Source organism: Pelagibaculum spongiae (genome assembly GCF_003097315.1).
Taxonomy (GTDB): Bacteria; Pseudomonadota; Gammaproteobacteria; order Enterobacterales; family Pelagibaculaceae; genus Pelagibaculum; species Pelagibaculum spongiae.
In genome coordinates this window covers 21,393-36,391 of the sequence record NZ_QDDL01000017.1, presented here as the reverse complement: position 1 = coordinate 36,391, position 14,999 = coordinate 21,393, and the positions used below count along the sequence as shown (strand labels likewise).

16 protein-coding genes are annotated in these 14,999 nt (G+C 43.8%); 10 read left to right on the top strand and 6 right to left on the bottom strand.

Translation table 11 applies throughout. The features are described 5' to 3' along the window. The first annotated feature begins 180 nt into the window (after positions 1 to 180). Positions 181 to 945 (top strand): hypothetical protein, encoded by a 765-nt coding sequence (locus DC094_RS21615; protein ID WP_116689208.1) that lies wholly within the window; start codon positions 181 to 183, stop codon positions 943 to 945. Positions 946 to 998: 53 nt separating this feature from the next. Here DC094_RS21615 and DC094_RS21610 read toward each other — a convergent pair whose 3' ends face one another. Beyond that, entirely contained in the window at positions 999 to 1,601 is a 603-nt protein-coding gene (locus DC094_RS21610) for a MarC family protein (protein ID WP_116689207.1), read from the bottom strand. Between the two features lie 154 nt (positions 1,602 to 1,755). On the opposite strand from DC094_RS21610, the gene DC094_RS21605 reads away from it, so the two are divergent. The 3 genes from DC094_RS21605 to DC094_RS21595 all read left to right on the top strand — a co-directional run bounded on the left by DC094_RS21605 (position 1,756) and on the right by DC094_RS21595 (position 4,845). Then, positions 1,756 to 2,946, top strand: a complete 1,191-nt coding sequence (locus tag DC094_RS21605) for an acetylornithine transaminase (RefSeq protein ID WP_116689206.1) — start codon at positions 1,756 to 1,758, stop codon at positions 2,944 to 2,946. Positions 2,947 to 3,038: 92 nt separating this feature from the next. Next, on the top strand, positions 3,039 to 3,878 hold the full coding sequence (locus tag DC094_RS21600) for an HDOD domain-containing protein (protein WP_116689205.1): 840 nt from the start codon (positions 3,039 to 3,041) through the stop codon (positions 3,876 to 3,878). Positions 3,879 to 4,086: 208 nt separating this feature from the next. Continuing rightward, on the top strand, positions 4,087 to 4,845 hold the full coding sequence (locus DC094_RS21595; RefSeq protein ID WP_116689204.1) for an RNA methyltransferase: 759 nt from the start codon (positions 4,087 to 4,089) through the stop codon (positions 4,843 to 4,845). A gap of 20 nt (positions 4,846 to 4,865) precedes the next feature. On the opposite strand, the gene DC094_RS21590 is transcribed toward DC094_RS21595, so the two are convergent. Both DC094_RS21590 and DC094_RS21585 read right to left on the bottom strand, forming a co-directional pair. Next, on the bottom strand, positions 4,866 to 5,837 hold the full coding sequence (locus tag DC094_RS21590; RefSeq protein WP_116689203.1) for a LysR family transcriptional regulator: 972 nt from the start codon (positions 5,835 to 5,837) through the stop codon (positions 4,866 to 4,868). A 153-nt stretch (positions 5,838 to 5,990) separates the two neighbouring features. Beyond that, positions 5,991 to 6,500 (bottom strand): bacteriohemerythrin, encoded by a 510-nt coding sequence (locus DC094_RS21585; RefSeq protein ID WP_206605725.1) that lies wholly within the window; start codon positions 6,498 to 6,500, stop codon positions 5,991 to 5,993. Positions 6,501 to 6,673: 173 nt separating this feature from the next. Here DC094_RS21585 and smrA point away from each other — a divergent pair, with 173 nt between their 5' ends. The 4 genes from smrA (at position 6,674) to DC094_RS21565 (ending at position 9,843) form a co-directional block, all read left to right on the top strand. Beyond that, a complete protein-coding gene (gene smrA / locus DC094_RS21580) occupies positions 6,674 to 7,243 on the top strand; it encodes a DNA endonuclease SmrA (RefSeq protein ID WP_116689202.1) in 570 nt (189 codons plus the stop codon). A 109-nt stretch (positions 7,244 to 7,352) separates the two neighbouring features. After that, a complete protein-coding gene (locus tag DC094_RS21575) occupies positions 7,353 to 8,504 on the top strand; it encodes a Na/Pi symporter (RefSeq protein WP_116689201.1) in 1,152 nt (383 codons plus the stop codon). 15 nt (positions 8,505 to 8,519) lie between these two features. Beyond that, positions 8,520 to 8,819: a hypothetical protein gene (locus DC094_RS21570; protein WP_116689200.1), complete on the top strand. Its 300-nt coding sequence runs from the start codon at positions 8,520 to 8,522 to the stop codon at positions 8,817 to 8,819. Positions 8,820 to 8,943: 124 nt separating this feature from the next. Further along, complete coding sequence (locus tag DC094_RS21565; RefSeq protein ID WP_116689199.1) at positions 8,944 to 9,843, top strand: nucleoid-associated protein; 900 nt, start codon at positions 8,944 to 8,946, stop codon at positions 9,841 to 9,843. A gap of 51 nt (positions 9,844 to 9,894) precedes the next feature. On the opposite strand, the gene DC094_RS21560 is transcribed toward DC094_RS21565, so the two are convergent. Next, positions 9,895 to 11,259 (bottom strand): hypothetical protein, encoded by a 1,365-nt coding sequence (locus DC094_RS21560; protein WP_116689198.1) that lies wholly within the window; start codon positions 11,257 to 11,259, stop codon positions 9,895 to 9,897. A gap of 263 nt (positions 11,260 to 11,522) precedes the next feature. Beyond that, positions 11,523 to 12,977 carry an aminoacyl-histidine dipeptidase gene (locus DC094_RS21555; protein ID WP_116689197.1) on the bottom strand — a complete coding sequence of 485 codons (1,455 nt, stop codon included), beginning with the start codon at positions 12,975 to 12,977 and terminating at the stop codon, positions 11,523 to 11,525. Between the two features lie 314 nt (positions 12,978 to 13,291). Here DC094_RS21555 and DC094_RS21550 point away from each other — a divergent pair, with 314 nt between their 5' ends. Beyond that, on the top strand, positions 13,292 to 13,477 hold the full coding sequence (locus DC094_RS21550) for a hypothetical protein (RefSeq protein ID WP_116689196.1): 186 nt from the start codon (positions 13,292 to 13,294) through the stop codon (positions 13,475 to 13,477). Between the two features lie 322 nt (positions 13,478 to 13,799). Then, positions 13,800 to 14,204 (top strand): DUF2251 domain-containing protein, encoded by a 405-nt coding sequence (locus DC094_RS21545; protein WP_116689195.1) that lies wholly within the window; start codon positions 13,800 to 13,802, stop codon positions 14,202 to 14,204. A gap of 40 nt (positions 14,205 to 14,244) precedes the next feature. Here DC094_RS21545 and DC094_RS21540 read toward each other — a convergent pair whose 3' ends face one another. Then, positions 14,245 to 14,853, bottom strand: coding sequence for a NifU family protein (locus DC094_RS21540; RefSeq protein WP_241504110.1), 609 nt, complete (start codon positions 14,851 to 14,853; stop codon positions 14,245 to 14,247). Positions 14,854 to 14,999: the final 146 nt, after the last annotated feature.

The window sequence follows — 14,999 nt, the reverse complement described above, 5'->3', positions numbered from 1 at the left end:
CTCGCTATGCTCGAATTATAGAAGGATTGAAAAAAAAGCCTTCACCGTTGGACAAACCAAAGCCACAGCGTATCTGACACACTAAAATAGCAGCACAAAAAAACCTGACCAATGCGCCTTTTTTTTCCACCGAGACATCGTCATACTCGATCGCCTATTGACTAATTGGATGTTTACAGCATGAGCTGGTTACTAATTGGAGGCACTATTGGTGCCCTTCTGGTGCTATTGATTGCTTTTAACGGGTACCAACAAGCCCGGGAACAACAGCGAGTTAAAAAGCTGGAAGAAATTTTTAAGCGCCGACAACAAGTCGACTTCCTAAGCCAGCTACTCACCGCAATCCCTACCCGCTATCTCAACAAAGAAGTGTGCGGTTTGCTCAATCAGCAAATCGATATTCAGCTGCAAAATATTATGGCACTGGATCCTGAACAAAAAAGAATTCGCGAAGAGATTGCTGAAACCGAAACTCGTGGCCAGCAGATTGAATCGGGACAATTCAGTATCGACAGCCCGGTTAACAGTAACGACCAAGCACAAGCGCTTAGCAATCAACTTAACCGGTTACTGAAATTACTTAGCCAGTGGCAAAAACGTAAGTTGATTAGCCCGACACAATTTCAATTACATAAAACTCGACTGGAATTAGCGGTAAAGCAAATCAGCATTGAATTGCTATTACTACGCGCTAGTAAAGATCGTATGTCTGGCATCTTAACCACCGCAATGAAACATATCGAACAGGCAATTGAAGCGCTGGAAAAAATCCCTGGTGTTGATGAAGACTGGCGAAAAAACCGCTTTGAACAAGCCAATAGCATCAAACAACAGCTCAAAAATGAAATGATTAGTCGTGATGAAAATCGCAACAAGCCCGCTTCGATAGAAAAAGATATCTTTGAAGTATCAGCCGAACAAGATTGGCGCACTCAGGTTGAATAATCATTGAGAAAAAAGCCACTCAGCTTTAACAGTTGAGTGGCAGTAAAACTGCGCTAAGCCATAAAATTTCGAACCCCGGTAAAGATAATTTGCGCAGCAATTGCACTCACGAACAAACCGGTTAAACGAGCAATTACTTCCATCCCTTGTGAGCCTAAACGACTTCCCAAGGTTCTTGCTAAACGCAGAATCACCCAAAGTGCAGCACTCGCCATCGCAATCGCCGCAACTACTTTGAGTTTTTCTGTCAACCCGACGTGTTCAACACCTAAAACCAATAACACACCAATTACACCCGGACCTACCGTTACCGGCATCGCCAGCGGCACCACTGCCATATTGATTACACCATCATCTGTTCCAGGGCGCTTTGGTCCACCACTACCACCATTGACCATTGAAATAGCAGATAAAAACAATACTGAACCAGCGCCAATTCGAAAAGCATCCAACGTAATGCCGAAAATTTCGAAAATATAGCGGCCAGTCAAGAAAATCACCACACAGCTAATCAGCACTGCCATTGCCAGCCGGTTTGCCAGAATCTTTTGGGTATGCGCCGAAACATCCCGAGTGAGCGAGATAAATACCGACAATACAAAGAACGGGGTCAAAATGAAGAAGACCTTCAAAAATAACTGAACCAACTCAGCCACGCGTTTTCTCTCCAGAATTAATAAGCCAACACCCCTTTAGGTTACGCCCAAATTAAAAAGTTGTTGGCAAACTTCCGATAACTGATCGCTTGCTGGTATCAGACTGAACCAGTTACAGTTGTCTGGTTTTTTAAGCTGCATTCAGGACACAGTCATGCTCGAGCAAACTAATAACAATCACTTGATGAACAACTACGCCCCGCTACCAGTGAGTTTCAGCCACGGCAGCGGCGCTCGACTGTGGGATGAACAAGGCAATGAGTACTTGGATGCGTTAAGCGGTATCGCCGTTTGCAACCTAGGGCACAGCCATCCGGCAGTCACTCAAGCAATTCAACAACAAGCTGAAAAGCTGCTGCATTGCTCGAATGTCTATCAGATCGATCTGCAACAGAAACTGGCTCAGCAACTCACAAGGCTGGCTGGTATGGACAAGGTTTTTTTCTGCAACTCAGGTGCCGAAGCCAATGAAGCTGCGATTAAAATGGCTCGGCTGCACGGGCATCATCAAGATATAGCAATGCCGCATGTTGTGGTGATGAGCCATGCCTTTCATGGCCGAACCCTCAATACCTTAACCGCAACCGGCAATAGTAAAATTCAACAAGGTTTTGAACCACTGGTGCAGGGCTTTATTAGGATTAATTACAACGACATTGAGCAACTTAAAGCACTTGCAACAAGAACCGATATTGCCGCAGTACTGTTAGAACCCATTCAAGGTGAAGGCGGATTGACGGTTGCCGATAATCCGTTCTTAGCTACGATTCGCCAATTATGTGATGAAAATAACTGGCTAATGATGCTTGATGAAATTCAAACTGGCGTATCCAGAACCGGTAGATTTCTAGCCTATCAACACAGTGATATCACACCAGATATTATTAGCATGGCTAAAGGCCTCGGTAATGGCGTTCCGATAGGCGCTTGTTTGGCTAAAGGAAAAGCAGCCGAGCTATTTACCCCCGGAAGTCATGGCACGACGTTTGGCGGAAACCCTTTAGCTTGTTCTGCTGCCTTGGCAGTATTAGAGCAAGTAGAAAAAAATAATTTGTCGGCTCATGTCGAATTAATTGCTGATCGAATGTTTAGCAATTTAAAAGAAACTCTGGCTGATGTACCTGGAGTCATTGATATTCGCGGCAAAGGACTAATGCTGGGAATTGAATTAGACCGCCCCTGCGCTGAGTTAGTAAAAACCGCTTTAATTGAACATAAAATCCTGATTAACGTTACAGCGAGCAATGTTATTCGTTTGTTACCACCATTAATCATTAACCAAAAAGAAGCCGATGAAATTGTTGCCCGAGTTAGTAAATTGATAAAACAGTTCCTATCAAATTGATCTTTGTCACGAAATGATTGGGCGGGTCAGGCCAACGCCTGACCCAGCTGTTAGCATGTAGCCATTCCAGTATTGGCGCTATATTTAAAAACATGGATAAGCAGCAAATTGTTACCGAGTTAGCTGAAAAAATTGAAAAAGGTCAGCTAAAACTTCCCGGTTTTCCTGAATTGGCAATGAAAATTCGCCAAGCAACCAATGATCCAGACAAAGATGTTGGTGAAATCAGCAAAATTATTCAAACCGACCCTTTGCTGGCGGCCTATTTAATCAAAACCGTAAATAGCCCTATTTACCGCGGACGGGTGCCTATTAGCAGCTGCCGTGAAGCCGTAATGCGTCTTGGTTTGAAAATCACCCGCAATTTAGTTGTCGCATTTACCATGCGCCACTTCTTTCAGCCTAAGGCCGATCGTTTCAAAAAGAAGATGCAAGATCTTTGGCAGCACAGCACACGTGTAGCCGCTTTGGCCGCCGTGCTCGCCAGAAATGGTAGCCGCTTGAATCCTGACAAAGCAGTCTTGGCTGGTTTGTTACACGACATCGGTACCATTCCACTGCTTCAAGCGCTTTCTTGCCAAAAAGATTTGCAAGACGAAGAACTGGATCAGATCATCATCAGTTTGCGCGGTCAGATTGGCCAAATGATTCTCAAACAATGGGAATTAGACGATGATCTGGCACTGGTTTGCCGCGAAGCAGACAACTGGAGCCGGGATCATGACGGTGAATTAGATTATGTCGATTTAGTTAATATTGCCCAGCTACACAGCTTTATTGGCACACCAGAAATGGTTCGCTGCCCAACACTCGATAAAGTCCCTGCAATGGGGCGTTTAGGAATGGCTGAATTAACACCTGAATCCAGTTTGTTAATCCTGGAACAAGCCAGAGAAGAAATTGCCGAAGTGGAAAGCCTGCTACGCAATTAGAAAATTGCCTCGTACTAAATAGAATCAAATAGAATGCCGTGTTTTTAGTGCCTTTTAGTGGGGTGACTTAAAGCGCGGCATTTTTATTACTGCACTCTCTGATGCATTATTAAGAACAGTTAGCTCTTTGGCTTAAGCAATTTGCTGATTGAGCAAAAGCCGTTATGATTGCCGACCTTAATTTTCTCAGCCACTGATTTAGCATCTTATGTCTCTTAGCAATATTCGCATCGTTCTGGTTCAAACTTGGCACTCAGGCAATATTGGTGCAGCCGCTCGCGCTATGAAAACCATGGGGCTAAGTGATCTATGGCTGGTAAATCCGGTTGATTATCCTTCCGATGAAGCAACGAGTAGAGCAGCTGGAGCCATTGATTTATTACAAAACGCCCATGTGGTTGAATCATTGGATCAGGCCGTTGCAGATTGTTCACTGGTTATCGGCACCAGCGCTAAACAGCGGGACAACAAACGTCCGTTAATTGATGCAGAAACCAGCGCTGGAAAACTCCTGCAAGAACAACAAAATGGACCGGTTGCATTAGTGTTTGGCCGTGAGAGAAGCGGATTATCCAATGAAGATCTAGCTCGCTGTAATTACCATGCATGCGTACCGGCTAACCCGGAATATCCCGTGTTGAATATGGCTTCGGCAGTGCAATTGTTTTGCTATGAAATCTGTAAGCAGAACCGACGCCCTGTCCCATTCAATCCAGCAATTCAAACCACCAGCATTTCTGTAAATGATCAAGCCTACCCACAACGCCAACAGTTGGATCATCTACATAAACGGATTGATCAGTTAATGGATTTAACCGGTTTTGCACCATCAGATAGTCATTTACAGTCGGCAGAAAAACTACAAAATCTACTTGAGCGAGCCAGACCTAACCATAAAGAATTGAATTTGCTGCAGGGTTTTCTGGAAAGCCTAAAAAATCATCAAGATATAAAAAACCAGAGCTAACCGCTCTGGCTATTTTAAAGCTATGTCGATGGCGCCGGTTTCGTCGGTTGATCTAGATGTTCTCTGGCGGTGTCGATAATCAATCGACGCAACCAGCGATGGCCTAGGTTGTGGTGCAACATCGAACTCCAAGCCATGGTCAGTTCAAATTTAGGGATATCAAACGGCGGCGGCAGCATCGCCAATCGGCCTGTCTGTGAATATTGCTGGGCAATACGGCTAGGCAAGGTCGCCAATAAATCTGAGCTTCGTGCCAAAATGGCTGCGGTCTGATAATGGCGAGTTAGCAAGGCAATGTTTCGCCGGGCACCAATTTGTTCTAATAGCGCTTGGTCAACCCAACCCAACTCTCGTGGCTTTCTCAAGTCAACGCCAGTTCCAACACCCATGCCGGTTTTACTGACCCAAATATGCTGCGCTTCGAGGTAATTTTCCAGCGTATAATCATGTAAAATTGGATGGTCGGGGCGCATCACACAAGTAAAGCTATCTTGCCAGACCGTGGCTTTATGAAAAGAATCTGGCAACTCACTAAAGCGATTGATTGCCATATCAATTCTGCCCTGCTCCAGATCCTGCACATTCACATCGCTAGGCGTTAAAAAATCCAGCGTAATGCCTGGAGCCTGCTTTCGCAGTAAAGGAATCAGATAGGGAATGAGCGTGGCTTCGGCATAATCACTAGCCATAATCCGAAAAACCCGCTGACTGAGGTTAGATTCAAAACCCTCCCTAGGCTGAAGTACCGCTTCAACATCGCTTAATATATGTCGAATGATAGGCTGCAACTGCATTGCCCGTTCAGTCGGCTGCATGCCCTGACTGGTGCGAATCAACAACGGATCATTAAATAAATTACGCAATCGCTTAAGCGCATTACTGGTTGCTGGTTGGCTCAAACCAAGATTTTCTGCTGCACGAGTCACATTACACTCTCGTAGCAGTACATCTAGATAGGCCAGCAAATTCAGATCGACTTGACTTATATTCATATGATCTATGACCAGCTTTCTTTTTATAGTTTGAAGAAATCATACGCTGATTTATTTGCAAGGTCACTGGTATGACCAGTGTTTGTTGCTAAATAATAAAAGCCCACCAAAGACGTTCTGGCAGGCTTTGCACTTCAATTAATCAGCACTCAATCAGCCAGCAATTGAATGCCACAGTCGATTCATCAATCCTTGCTTCGCATGCTGCGTTTTAACGCCAACCGATATAAAGTGATCAACATAAGCCATGTCATCATCCAAAATATGCTTGGTTAGCCAAGTTTTTAGGAAATGCAGTAACTCAAAAGTAATCGATTTATGATCATCACGAAGCTTTTGCTGCAACCGGCCTATTTCTGTAATCAGCATTTCATGATGTTCTTTATGTTCTTCGTAATCGGGGTATCCCAAAATTCTCATCAAACTTTCTTCAACTGCAAAATGAATCCGTGTGTATTCAACTAATTTATCAAGCGTTTGCATCGCTTGTTCACTACCATGATGCTCAACAATAGATCGATGTAAATCGTTTAATAGCCCAACCAATATTTTATGTTGTTCGTCAATTTCTTCAATGCCAACACTGAGCTGCTCAGTCCACTCAACTAACAATGCAGGTTGATCCGACTGGTTATTTTTAGAAACTTCAGTAGCTTGAGACACAGTATCACCTTGTTATTTGTATGTGTTAACTAAATTATAAATAACGTTTCTACTGCCATAAAAGCCTTAGTAAAAAATAAAATACCTGTCACGATTTGCAAACTCAAAATCTGTATCCAGTTCGATAGCAGTGATATGCTTTGCTACCACCTCCTGATTGATCAATTCTAGCCATGCAAGATGAAGAAAACCTGTTTCAAAGTGAAGTGGGCAATGTCAAACCTCTGGCCCCAAGTCGAAAAGCCAATATTCAGAGCAAAACTGAAATAACGCCTGGCCATCAAATGCGAAAAATTTCGGCAGTGCATGAGAATAAAGAGACCAATCCATTAGGAAATACCGGTATTGAAATGGTCAACCCCAATGACTTTTTGCAATTTAGGCGACCGGGTGTTCAGGATCGGGTGTATAAAAAGCTTCGGCAAGGTAAATTCCCTATAGATTCACGCCTTGACTTGCACCGTCGGTCGCTAGAGCAAGCCAGACAAGATGTGTGGGAATTTATTTCAGACTGTGTCCAATCTGATTTGAAGGTTGTACTGATTACCCATGGTAAAGGGGATCGAGGCGAACAACAGGCCGTGATAAAAAGCCATGTAAACCACTGGCTACCAATGATTGATGAGGTGTTGGCATTCCATACTGCACAACGTCATCACGGTGGTGCAGGCTGCATGTATCTGCTGTTAAAAAAGTCTTCATCCAGCAAACAGAAAAAACGTCAAAATTACGACGACAATTAACTTAAAAAGTCAACAGCTACAAAATGATCTTAAGGGGTTATTTTGCAAAATAAATGTAATAGAATGCGCCGCTCTTGGAGCCGAAGTCGGCCCTAAAGGTGTGTTTTCCATGCAATCTGGAACTGAAGTAATACAACAACGCTCGCCACAGTCTCACTTTTTAAAATGGGTCGCTGTTGCAAGCATGATTTATCTAATCCTACTTGCTGTAGGTATGATTGGCAGTGGCTTTAAATGGGCTTCTGGCGGCAAAGACGGTGCAGCTGAACTGTTCGCTTTTGCAACCAATCCATTTATGGGTCTGATCATCGGTGCATTAGCAACCGCTCTGATTCAATCATCCAGTACGGTAACTTCGGTAATTGTTGGCCTGGTGGCTGGTGGTTTACCTGTAGAAACTGCAATTCCGATGATTATGGGCGCCAACATTGGCACCACAATTACTAATACGCTGGTGAGCTTGGCTCATGCGGGTAAGCGTAAAGAATTCCGTCGGGCTTTTGCTGCTGCGGTAATTCATGATTTCTTTAATCTGATGGCGGTTGCTATTTTTCTGCCGCTGGAAATTATGTTTGGCATTCTTGCCAAGGTCAGCTTCTACTTAAGCAACTTGTTGGTGGGTGGTGACTCTGTCAGCATAAAAAGCTTGAATTTTATCAAGCCAATTACCAAACCTGTGGTTTCTGTATTTAAAGACCTGCTCCATGATCTTCCTGGCATTGGTGGTGGTGTCGCATTGGCCGCTATCGGCTTGGTGATGATTTTTGTTTCTATCACCTTTCTGGGCAAGCTTTTGAAGACCCTGATGGTGGGTAGAGCAAAAGAGTTATTACACAAGGCAATTGGCCGCGGCCCTGTTGGTAGTATTGCTTCGGGTACTTTGGTGACGATTGCAGTTCAGTCTTCTTCGACCACCACCAGCTTAATTATTCCGCTGGCGGGTAATGGTTTGTTTAAATTGAAAGAGATTTATCCTTTCACTTTGGGCGCCAACATTGGTACTTGTATTACTGCATTATTAGCAGCTACCGCAGTGAGCGGACCGGCCGCTGGTGCTGCATTACAAATTGCTCTGGTTCATTTCTGCTATAACACATTATCTGTGGTTGTAATTTATGGGACACCTTTTTTAAGGCAAATCCCATTAAAGGCAGCAAGGCTATTTGCACATCAGGCTAGTAAACATAAGTGGATCGCGTTGGTTTATATGATTGTCGTGTTCTTCTTGCTCCCAATAAGCCTGATCATGTTAACCAAGTAATTCGACGGAGCGGCAATGAATCATTCATTGAAAGAATTTAAGGCGACCAAGAAAGAGCTCAAAGCTCAAATCAAGGAAACCAAACGCCTGCTTCGCTCCCTTGAACGGGAGTTAGAGCGTGAAACGCGCCAGGCTCAACACAAGGAAGTTGATCATTTAGAAGAAATTGTCGAAGAAAGTCGCCCAAGGCTTGGCGTTATCGGCGAATTCACAGGTTCAGCAGTCAAAGAGCTTTCTAGCTCAATGCGTAACTTGCTAGATATGATCAAACCACATCATCACGATGAAAAGGATGAGAAAGACCAGAATAAATAATCTGGTACTGGAAAATCTGATGATAAAGGCCGCATAATCTGCGGCCTTTCTTTTTTTAATAGTTCAGCTGCTACGTTATATTTCTGAATCAGCTGACCTGCCATTCTGCTTGATAGGTATTGAGATGAAGAGCACGCTCACCCAGGTAATTCCTGGTCAGCAACAACAACAATCAGTAGAAGTTTCTGAAGCTATCGGTCAACAAGTTCAACACACTCTGAACAGTTGGTTCCAAAATCAGCAGGTCTCTTCATCTGGCCGCCTGACCGAGAGCTCTGATTTTCAGGTGCAAGATCATTCTGCTGAGCAGTTACAAAATTTATCTTTGGCTACCGCGAATAACATCTCAGATCAGCTGGGCGAAGATAGTCTGTTTGAAGGTGGCGTACTGATCAGCCTTAGCCAAGACGATGAACTGGCCTTTGCCATTGCACGTCGCTTACCGGGTTTTGCAATTTCATCTGAGCTGCTACTTAGTCAGACAGAAATGCTCGATTTATCCGGAATCATGGTCGGTGCGCGAATTACTTCTGCTGGTGATATCAGTTTTTATCGTGGCCGCTCAGGCGCTCGCTTTGAAAGCATTTTCCAGCAATTGCTGCAAACCGAAGCTTTACAAGACAATCGCCTGCAAGCAAAAATTCTTAACAGCACATTAGATGCTTTCTGTAAGGAAGAAAACTCCTCAGAAAAATCACGTCTGTTAAAAAATGCTGAAGAATATTGCCGTGACCGTTTAGAGCAAGAGCTACCGATTGAAACTAAAGATCTGGCACGTGCACTTGATCAGCAAAACCCAAGTCGATTCTTAGATTTTGCTCACTCACAAGATATCAGTCTGCAGCCAGAAATCCCTTCTAGCAAAACGCAATTGCGCCAGCTGAGCCAAATTTCTGGTCGTGGTGACGGCATCAGTTTGACCTTCAAGCAGGAATTGTTAGGTGACCGGGTTATTTATGATGTGGCCAGCGATACCTTAACCATTAAGGGTTTGCCTAAAGGCTTGAAAAAACAACTAAGTTAATTTCATAAACAAGCCGCTTTAATTCAATCATTAAAGCGGCTTGATTTACCCCTACTTTTTAAATTTTCTTCGGAAAAGTAAAACACCTAGCATCACTAGCCCGCCACTCCAAATCACACCTGCACCGCTAATAGAAGTTTGAAACGGAGTTTCAGAAGTATCCTCTGGTGGTATATATGGTGGTAGCGCTGAAGCATCGACTGGAATAGATAATATCTGACTTAATCCAAGAAAATCTGTTGCAACAACCGTTATTTGGTCAATAGAACGAAATGTTTCTGGCACTTGGTAAGTAAGCGTTACTTGATTGCCTGTAGATAAATCTAGAGAAGCAGCCTCCGACATCACTTGTGAGCTAACAGCCCAACTGACATCGTCCAACTCTAAATCTACCGCTGTTAAATCGATTGTTCTAACTAACTGCGCAGCCTGTGGATTCAACCCACTATCGTCAGCAATCGTAATTTGAGGCGCGGTATTCGTTGGTTCAGTATCGTAATACCAATTAACATTTTCTTCGACAGCAACAGTCACTGATACCAGCACATCGGTATCTGCTGCTAGCTGTCGTTTAGAATATGAAAAACGTGATATCGCATTATCAATACTGGCGGTTCTGATTCTAATATCTGCTGGCTGATTTCGGCCAACAAAATTAAAGCGAACTCGATAGTCGTCTTCTGTATTTGCAATTCTATCAATTCCAGAGCGAGCCAACCTCAATGTATTCGCATCATCCGCAGCCAAACGTCGACGAGTGAAATTATTTGGCAAAGGGTCAAACATCACTGAACTAGTGTATTGACCATACCCCCCGCCTCTAGAAACACTTTCATTAGCATTTGATGCAAATGAATGACTAGAAGGTAAGTGCTCCAAGTCTACAGACATGGTGCTAGAATCCGCTATTTCTGGCGCAGCAAATGGGTTATTTCTTCCTCGTTCAAACCAAAAATAATTAACATCATCTCCGCGAATATCATCATGTGATCCTGAGCGAGAATCTGGACCTTTGCTTCTATTTAGCATGCCATCAGCACCAGCACCTGCAACGGTAAAATACCCATCCGCAGAGCTGGTCAAGCCTTGAGAAAAACCAAATAGTTGCAATAACACTGCTTGCAAATCATGACCAAAAGGCAAAGACGCGTCTAATTGGGCGTTGTTATTGCTCCATGTTAATCGCGTGTAGTGATTGAGCGTGTTAATCAAAGTTGCTTCAAATCGATCTGGGTCTGACAGTTCAGCATCATCAAAAGAAACCGTCAGAGTTACTACACCACCTTGCCCGGTATAACCCATTGGATGAGTAATACGAGTTGGCTGGGAGGGATTGGCACTAATAAAAACACCTGCAGTTGCAGATATACTGAACAACAATAGTAAACCGGCACCCAGACTTTTGATTTCAATCATAATTTAAGCCTTATAAAAAACGAATCGCTGTTGCTACTCGGCAGTTCGAAATTAAACAAACAGGTCTAAGACTAGGCACCCTCCCCCCGAGAATCGACTAACCAGTTAACAACATTGATTTTTTAAAGGCTATTTTTTTCAAATTAAAACATTCATCACTGAATGCTATGTCGCAACAGCATCCTGTCTGCATGCAAAATACATTACCTGTAAATAAAAAAAGCCGATCATAAGACCGGCTTTCAACTACATACTTAAATTTTTTAACGATCTATCGATTCTAAAGTGGCTGATAACAAGGTCCAAAATTGCTGCACTGAAGAAATACTCATTTTCTCAGCTGGTGAGTGAGGATATTTAATCGTCGGGCCAATCGAGATCATTTCCATTGCCGGATAAGCCGCAGAGAAAATACCGCACTCCAAACCCGCATGGATTACCTTCACTTTCGCTGGCTGATTAAATAATCGCTGATGAACTGCCTGAAATTGAGTCAGCAGGCCAGAACTAACTCTTGGTTGCCAGCCAGGGTAAGCACCTTCAAATGCTACATCGGCATTCATTAAACGGAAGCAATCAGCGATCGATTCCGCTAAATTTTGCCGAGCACTATCTTTCAAACTGCGAACCAGCGAGAAAACTTGCAACTCACCTTTTTTCAGTTTTACGATACCAATATTGGAAGATGTTTCGACAACGCCAGCTACTTCATCAGACATTTGTTGCACACCATTTTGTACTGCATGCATCACCTGCAAGAACTTACGCTGTTCAACCATATGTAAGCCGAAAAGTTCGATATCCCGGTCAATCATTTCAGCTTGCAGCTGCATGTTTGGTTCGCTAATCGAAGACTCACTGGCAATGCTGGCAAAAACACTTTGCACCAGCTGCTGAAATTCAGCCACTTTACTGGCGGTTACAGCAACCACCACATCAGCAGTTGATGGAATTGCATTTCGTAAACCACCGCCATCCATGCTGACCAAACGGAAGTCAATCGATTGAAGCTTTCGCAACAAGCGAACCATTAATTTAATCGCGCTGATACGACCAGAATTAATATTGATGCCAGAGTGGCCGCCCTTTAAACCGCTAACACTCAATTTAACCGGAATGAACTCTGGCGCTAATGGTTGCTGCTCCAGCGAGGAAGTCACTGTGACATCAACACCGCCGGCACAACCGACATACACTTCACCTTCATCTTCCGAATCTAGGTTAAGCAGATATTTACCTTGTAATAGATTTGGCTTGAGTCCAAAGGCACCGTCCATGCCATCTTCTTCATTGACTGTTAGCAACACTTCCAAAGGACCGTGCTGTAAATATGGATCGTCCAGAATAGCCAGAGCTGCTGCAACGCCTGCGCCATTGTCGGCACCTAAAGTAGTGCCATTAGCCGTAACCCAGTCACCCTCAATCAGAGTCTCAATTGGGTCCATCTTAAAGTCATGCAAGCTGTCCGGCTCTTTTTGCGGCACAATATCTAAGTGTCCTTGCAAAACAATACCTGGTATATGCTCTTTACCTTTACGTGCAGGCTTGCGAATGATCAGGTTGCCGGCTTCATCTTTGATGCATTGCAGACCTTTTCGATCGGCATACCCCTGAATCCATTCGCTGACCCGTGCTTCATGACCTGAAGGACGAGGAATCTGACACAAGCCTTCGAAATGGCGCCAAAAGGATTCTGGGACTAGTTGGCTGAGAGACATTCATTACTCCTGAGGTAAGCCCAAGCAGATAACATTTAGTGCAAAGACTGCTTGTTTCGGCCTAATAAAAAAATTCAATTTAATCTATGACTATAGATATAGCCCACAAGCACCAAGCTCAACCGACCCAAGTCAATAAAAGGCTATAGCTGACATTCACTCGTTTTATCAGGCCTAACTACCTTCCATTTGCCACAAAACGGTCACAGTTAAATTGTTGAATATAAAAATCAGCAAGTTATTCTAAGACTGGACAGGCTAAATCACCTGACACCCTGCAGTCACTCACCAACCTTCATTCTCCAGGAGGCAATATGCAGCGGATTTCACCCGATAGGTTTTGTATTGCAAAGCAGCAAGGACGACTGGTAAGCGCGACCGTTTTAGGGAAACGTCGAGATGGCTATCTACTGGGAAATAAATTTGTTTTTACCAAGCAACAAGATTGCTGGCTTGAGTGCCAACCAGGAGAATTCGCTCAAGTTAAGGTTTGGCGGTAGTCAATTGAAAGGACATTCCTACAAGAAATAAAAATAAATTATTCTAGACAAAATGCAGACAAAAAAAAGGCCCGGGTTCCGAGGATAGCAGCCAGGGCCGAAGGGGGTATGAGTCAAGGCGTTGACTCGATTTTGCCATGCTAACCAATCGGTCAGCCAAGGTCAATTTCACTAAGATAAAATCCTGAGCGATATCAGTGAGCCAGCTCAATTACGGTAGCGCTTTGAGTTGCTGATATACCCAAACTACTTCAAGGTGTGCGTCTTGAAGTAGTTTGGGTATATACTCCGCCGCCATACAGACTTGTCATTTCAGAACATCATGCCAACACCAATCATTACTGAAGAAGAAACCTTTTTAGTCGGCCAGGAATTGGTTGTAGAGTCACAAGCCAGCAATGGTCGATGGGGCGTCATATTTGAAGATGACGGTGTCCAAGGCATGCTTCATATGCTGGATTCCTCACTGACCGAGTCTCCTTTGCTAGAAACATTGACCATTTATTATGTGGAAGGTGTTGATAAGCCAGACCAGGATGTAGAGCTACAAATCGCTTGGTCAGAAAAGGAAGATGCCGTGGTATTAGTTTTAAATGACTACCCGCACGCCGTGGTAGATTTTTCCAAACAACAAGCTTGCTGTCGCTTAAATCGTGCGGTGAGTTATAACAATTGGAATGTAGACTATCGGTGGGATGACCAATTACTACAGCCGTTCACTAGCTAACGGATAGCCAGCACACTGGCTGCAGCAATCAATACTAATTCTACTTATAGAATGCGTTTTCAGTCACGCTGTGGTCAGTCATATCCTTAACGCCTTTCAGCTCAGGAATACGTTCTAGCAAGGTTTTTTCGACACCATCTTTTAGCGTCACATCGACCATGCCACAACCCTGACAACCACCACCAAACTGCAAAATAGCAACCGTGTCATCTTCGATCATTTCTATCAGTTGAACCATACCACCGTGAGCTGCCAGCGACGGGTTGACTTCATTCACTAAGAAATAAGTCACCTTATCTGATACCGAGCTGTTTTCATCAATATGAAAACGCTTGGCATTCGGCGCCTTAATGGTTAACTGGCCACCACCTAATTCATCAGAATCATAATCGACACTTGCCTCTTTCAAATAAGGCAGGCTTGGTTGATCAAGATGCATGATAAAACCATCAAATGGCAATTTAATATCCGCTTCTTGCTCTTCGCCTGGTCGACAATAGGCAAAACAGGTTTGGGCTTGTGGCGTACCACCTTGGCTGACAGAAACTCTGACCCCCATACCTTCTACATTTTGCTTAGCTAAAAGCTCAGCAAGGTAGGTGATTGCTTCAGGCGTTACTATGATTGAATCCAAAACTTGCTTACTCAATCTGGAATCTCCGTTAATTATGGCTATTACCAGCCCAACTCGCTCTTTATACGCCCAAAATTAACAATTTCAACCATAGAACAGATATGGATAAGACGAACTGCTAATTCTAGCTCTATGCTTGAAGGATGATTTAATAAACTCAA

Coding starts and splice junctions, on each gene's coding strand:
- DC094_RS21560 (WP_116689198.1), bottom strand. CDS start 11,259: ATGATTGAAATCAAAAGTCTGGGTGCCGGTTTACTATTGTTGTTCAGT.
- DC094_RS21565 (WP_116689199.1), top strand. CDS start 8,944: ATGAAGAGCACGCTCACCCAGGTAATTCCTGGTCAGCAACAACAACAA.
- DC094_RS21555 (WP_116689197.1), bottom strand. CDS start 12,977: ATGTCTCTCAGCCAACTAGTCCCAGAATCCTTTTGGCGCCATTTCGAA.
- DC094_RS21615 (WP_116689208.1), top strand. CDS start 181: ATGAGCTGGTTACTAATTGGAGGCACTATTGGTGCCCTTCTGGTGCTA.
- DC094_RS21595 (WP_116689204.1), top strand. CDS start 4,087: ATGTCTCTTAGCAATATTCGCATCGTTCTGGTTCAAACTTGGCACTCA.
- DC094_RS21550 (WP_116689196.1), top strand. CDS start 13,292: ATGCAGCGGATTTCACCCGATAGGTTTTGTATTGCAAAGCAGCAAGGA.
- DC094_RS21575 (WP_116689201.1), top strand. CDS start 7,353: ATGCAATCTGGAACTGAAGTAATACAACAACGCTCGCCACAGTCTCAC.
- smrA (WP_116689202.1), top strand. CDS start 6,674: ATGCAAGATGAAGAAAACCTGTTTCAAAGTGAAGTGGGCAATGTCAAA.
- DC094_RS21590 (WP_116689203.1), bottom strand. CDS start 5,837: ATGAATATAAGTCAAGTCGATCTGAATTTGCTGGCCTATCTAGATGTA.
- DC094_RS21605 (WP_116689206.1), top strand. CDS start 1,756: ATGCTCGAGCAAACTAATAACAATCACTTGATGAACAACTACGCCCCG.
- DC094_RS21570 (WP_116689200.1), top strand. CDS start 8,520: ATGAATCATTCATTGAAAGAATTTAAGGCGACCAAGAAAGAGCTCAAA.
- DC094_RS21600 (WP_116689205.1), top strand. CDS start 3,039: ATGGATAAGCAGCAAATTGTTACCGAGTTAGCTGAAAAAATTGAAAAA.
- DC094_RS21545 (WP_116689195.1), top strand. CDS start 13,800: ATGCCAACACCAATCATTACTGAAGAAGAAACCTTTTTAGTCGGCCAG.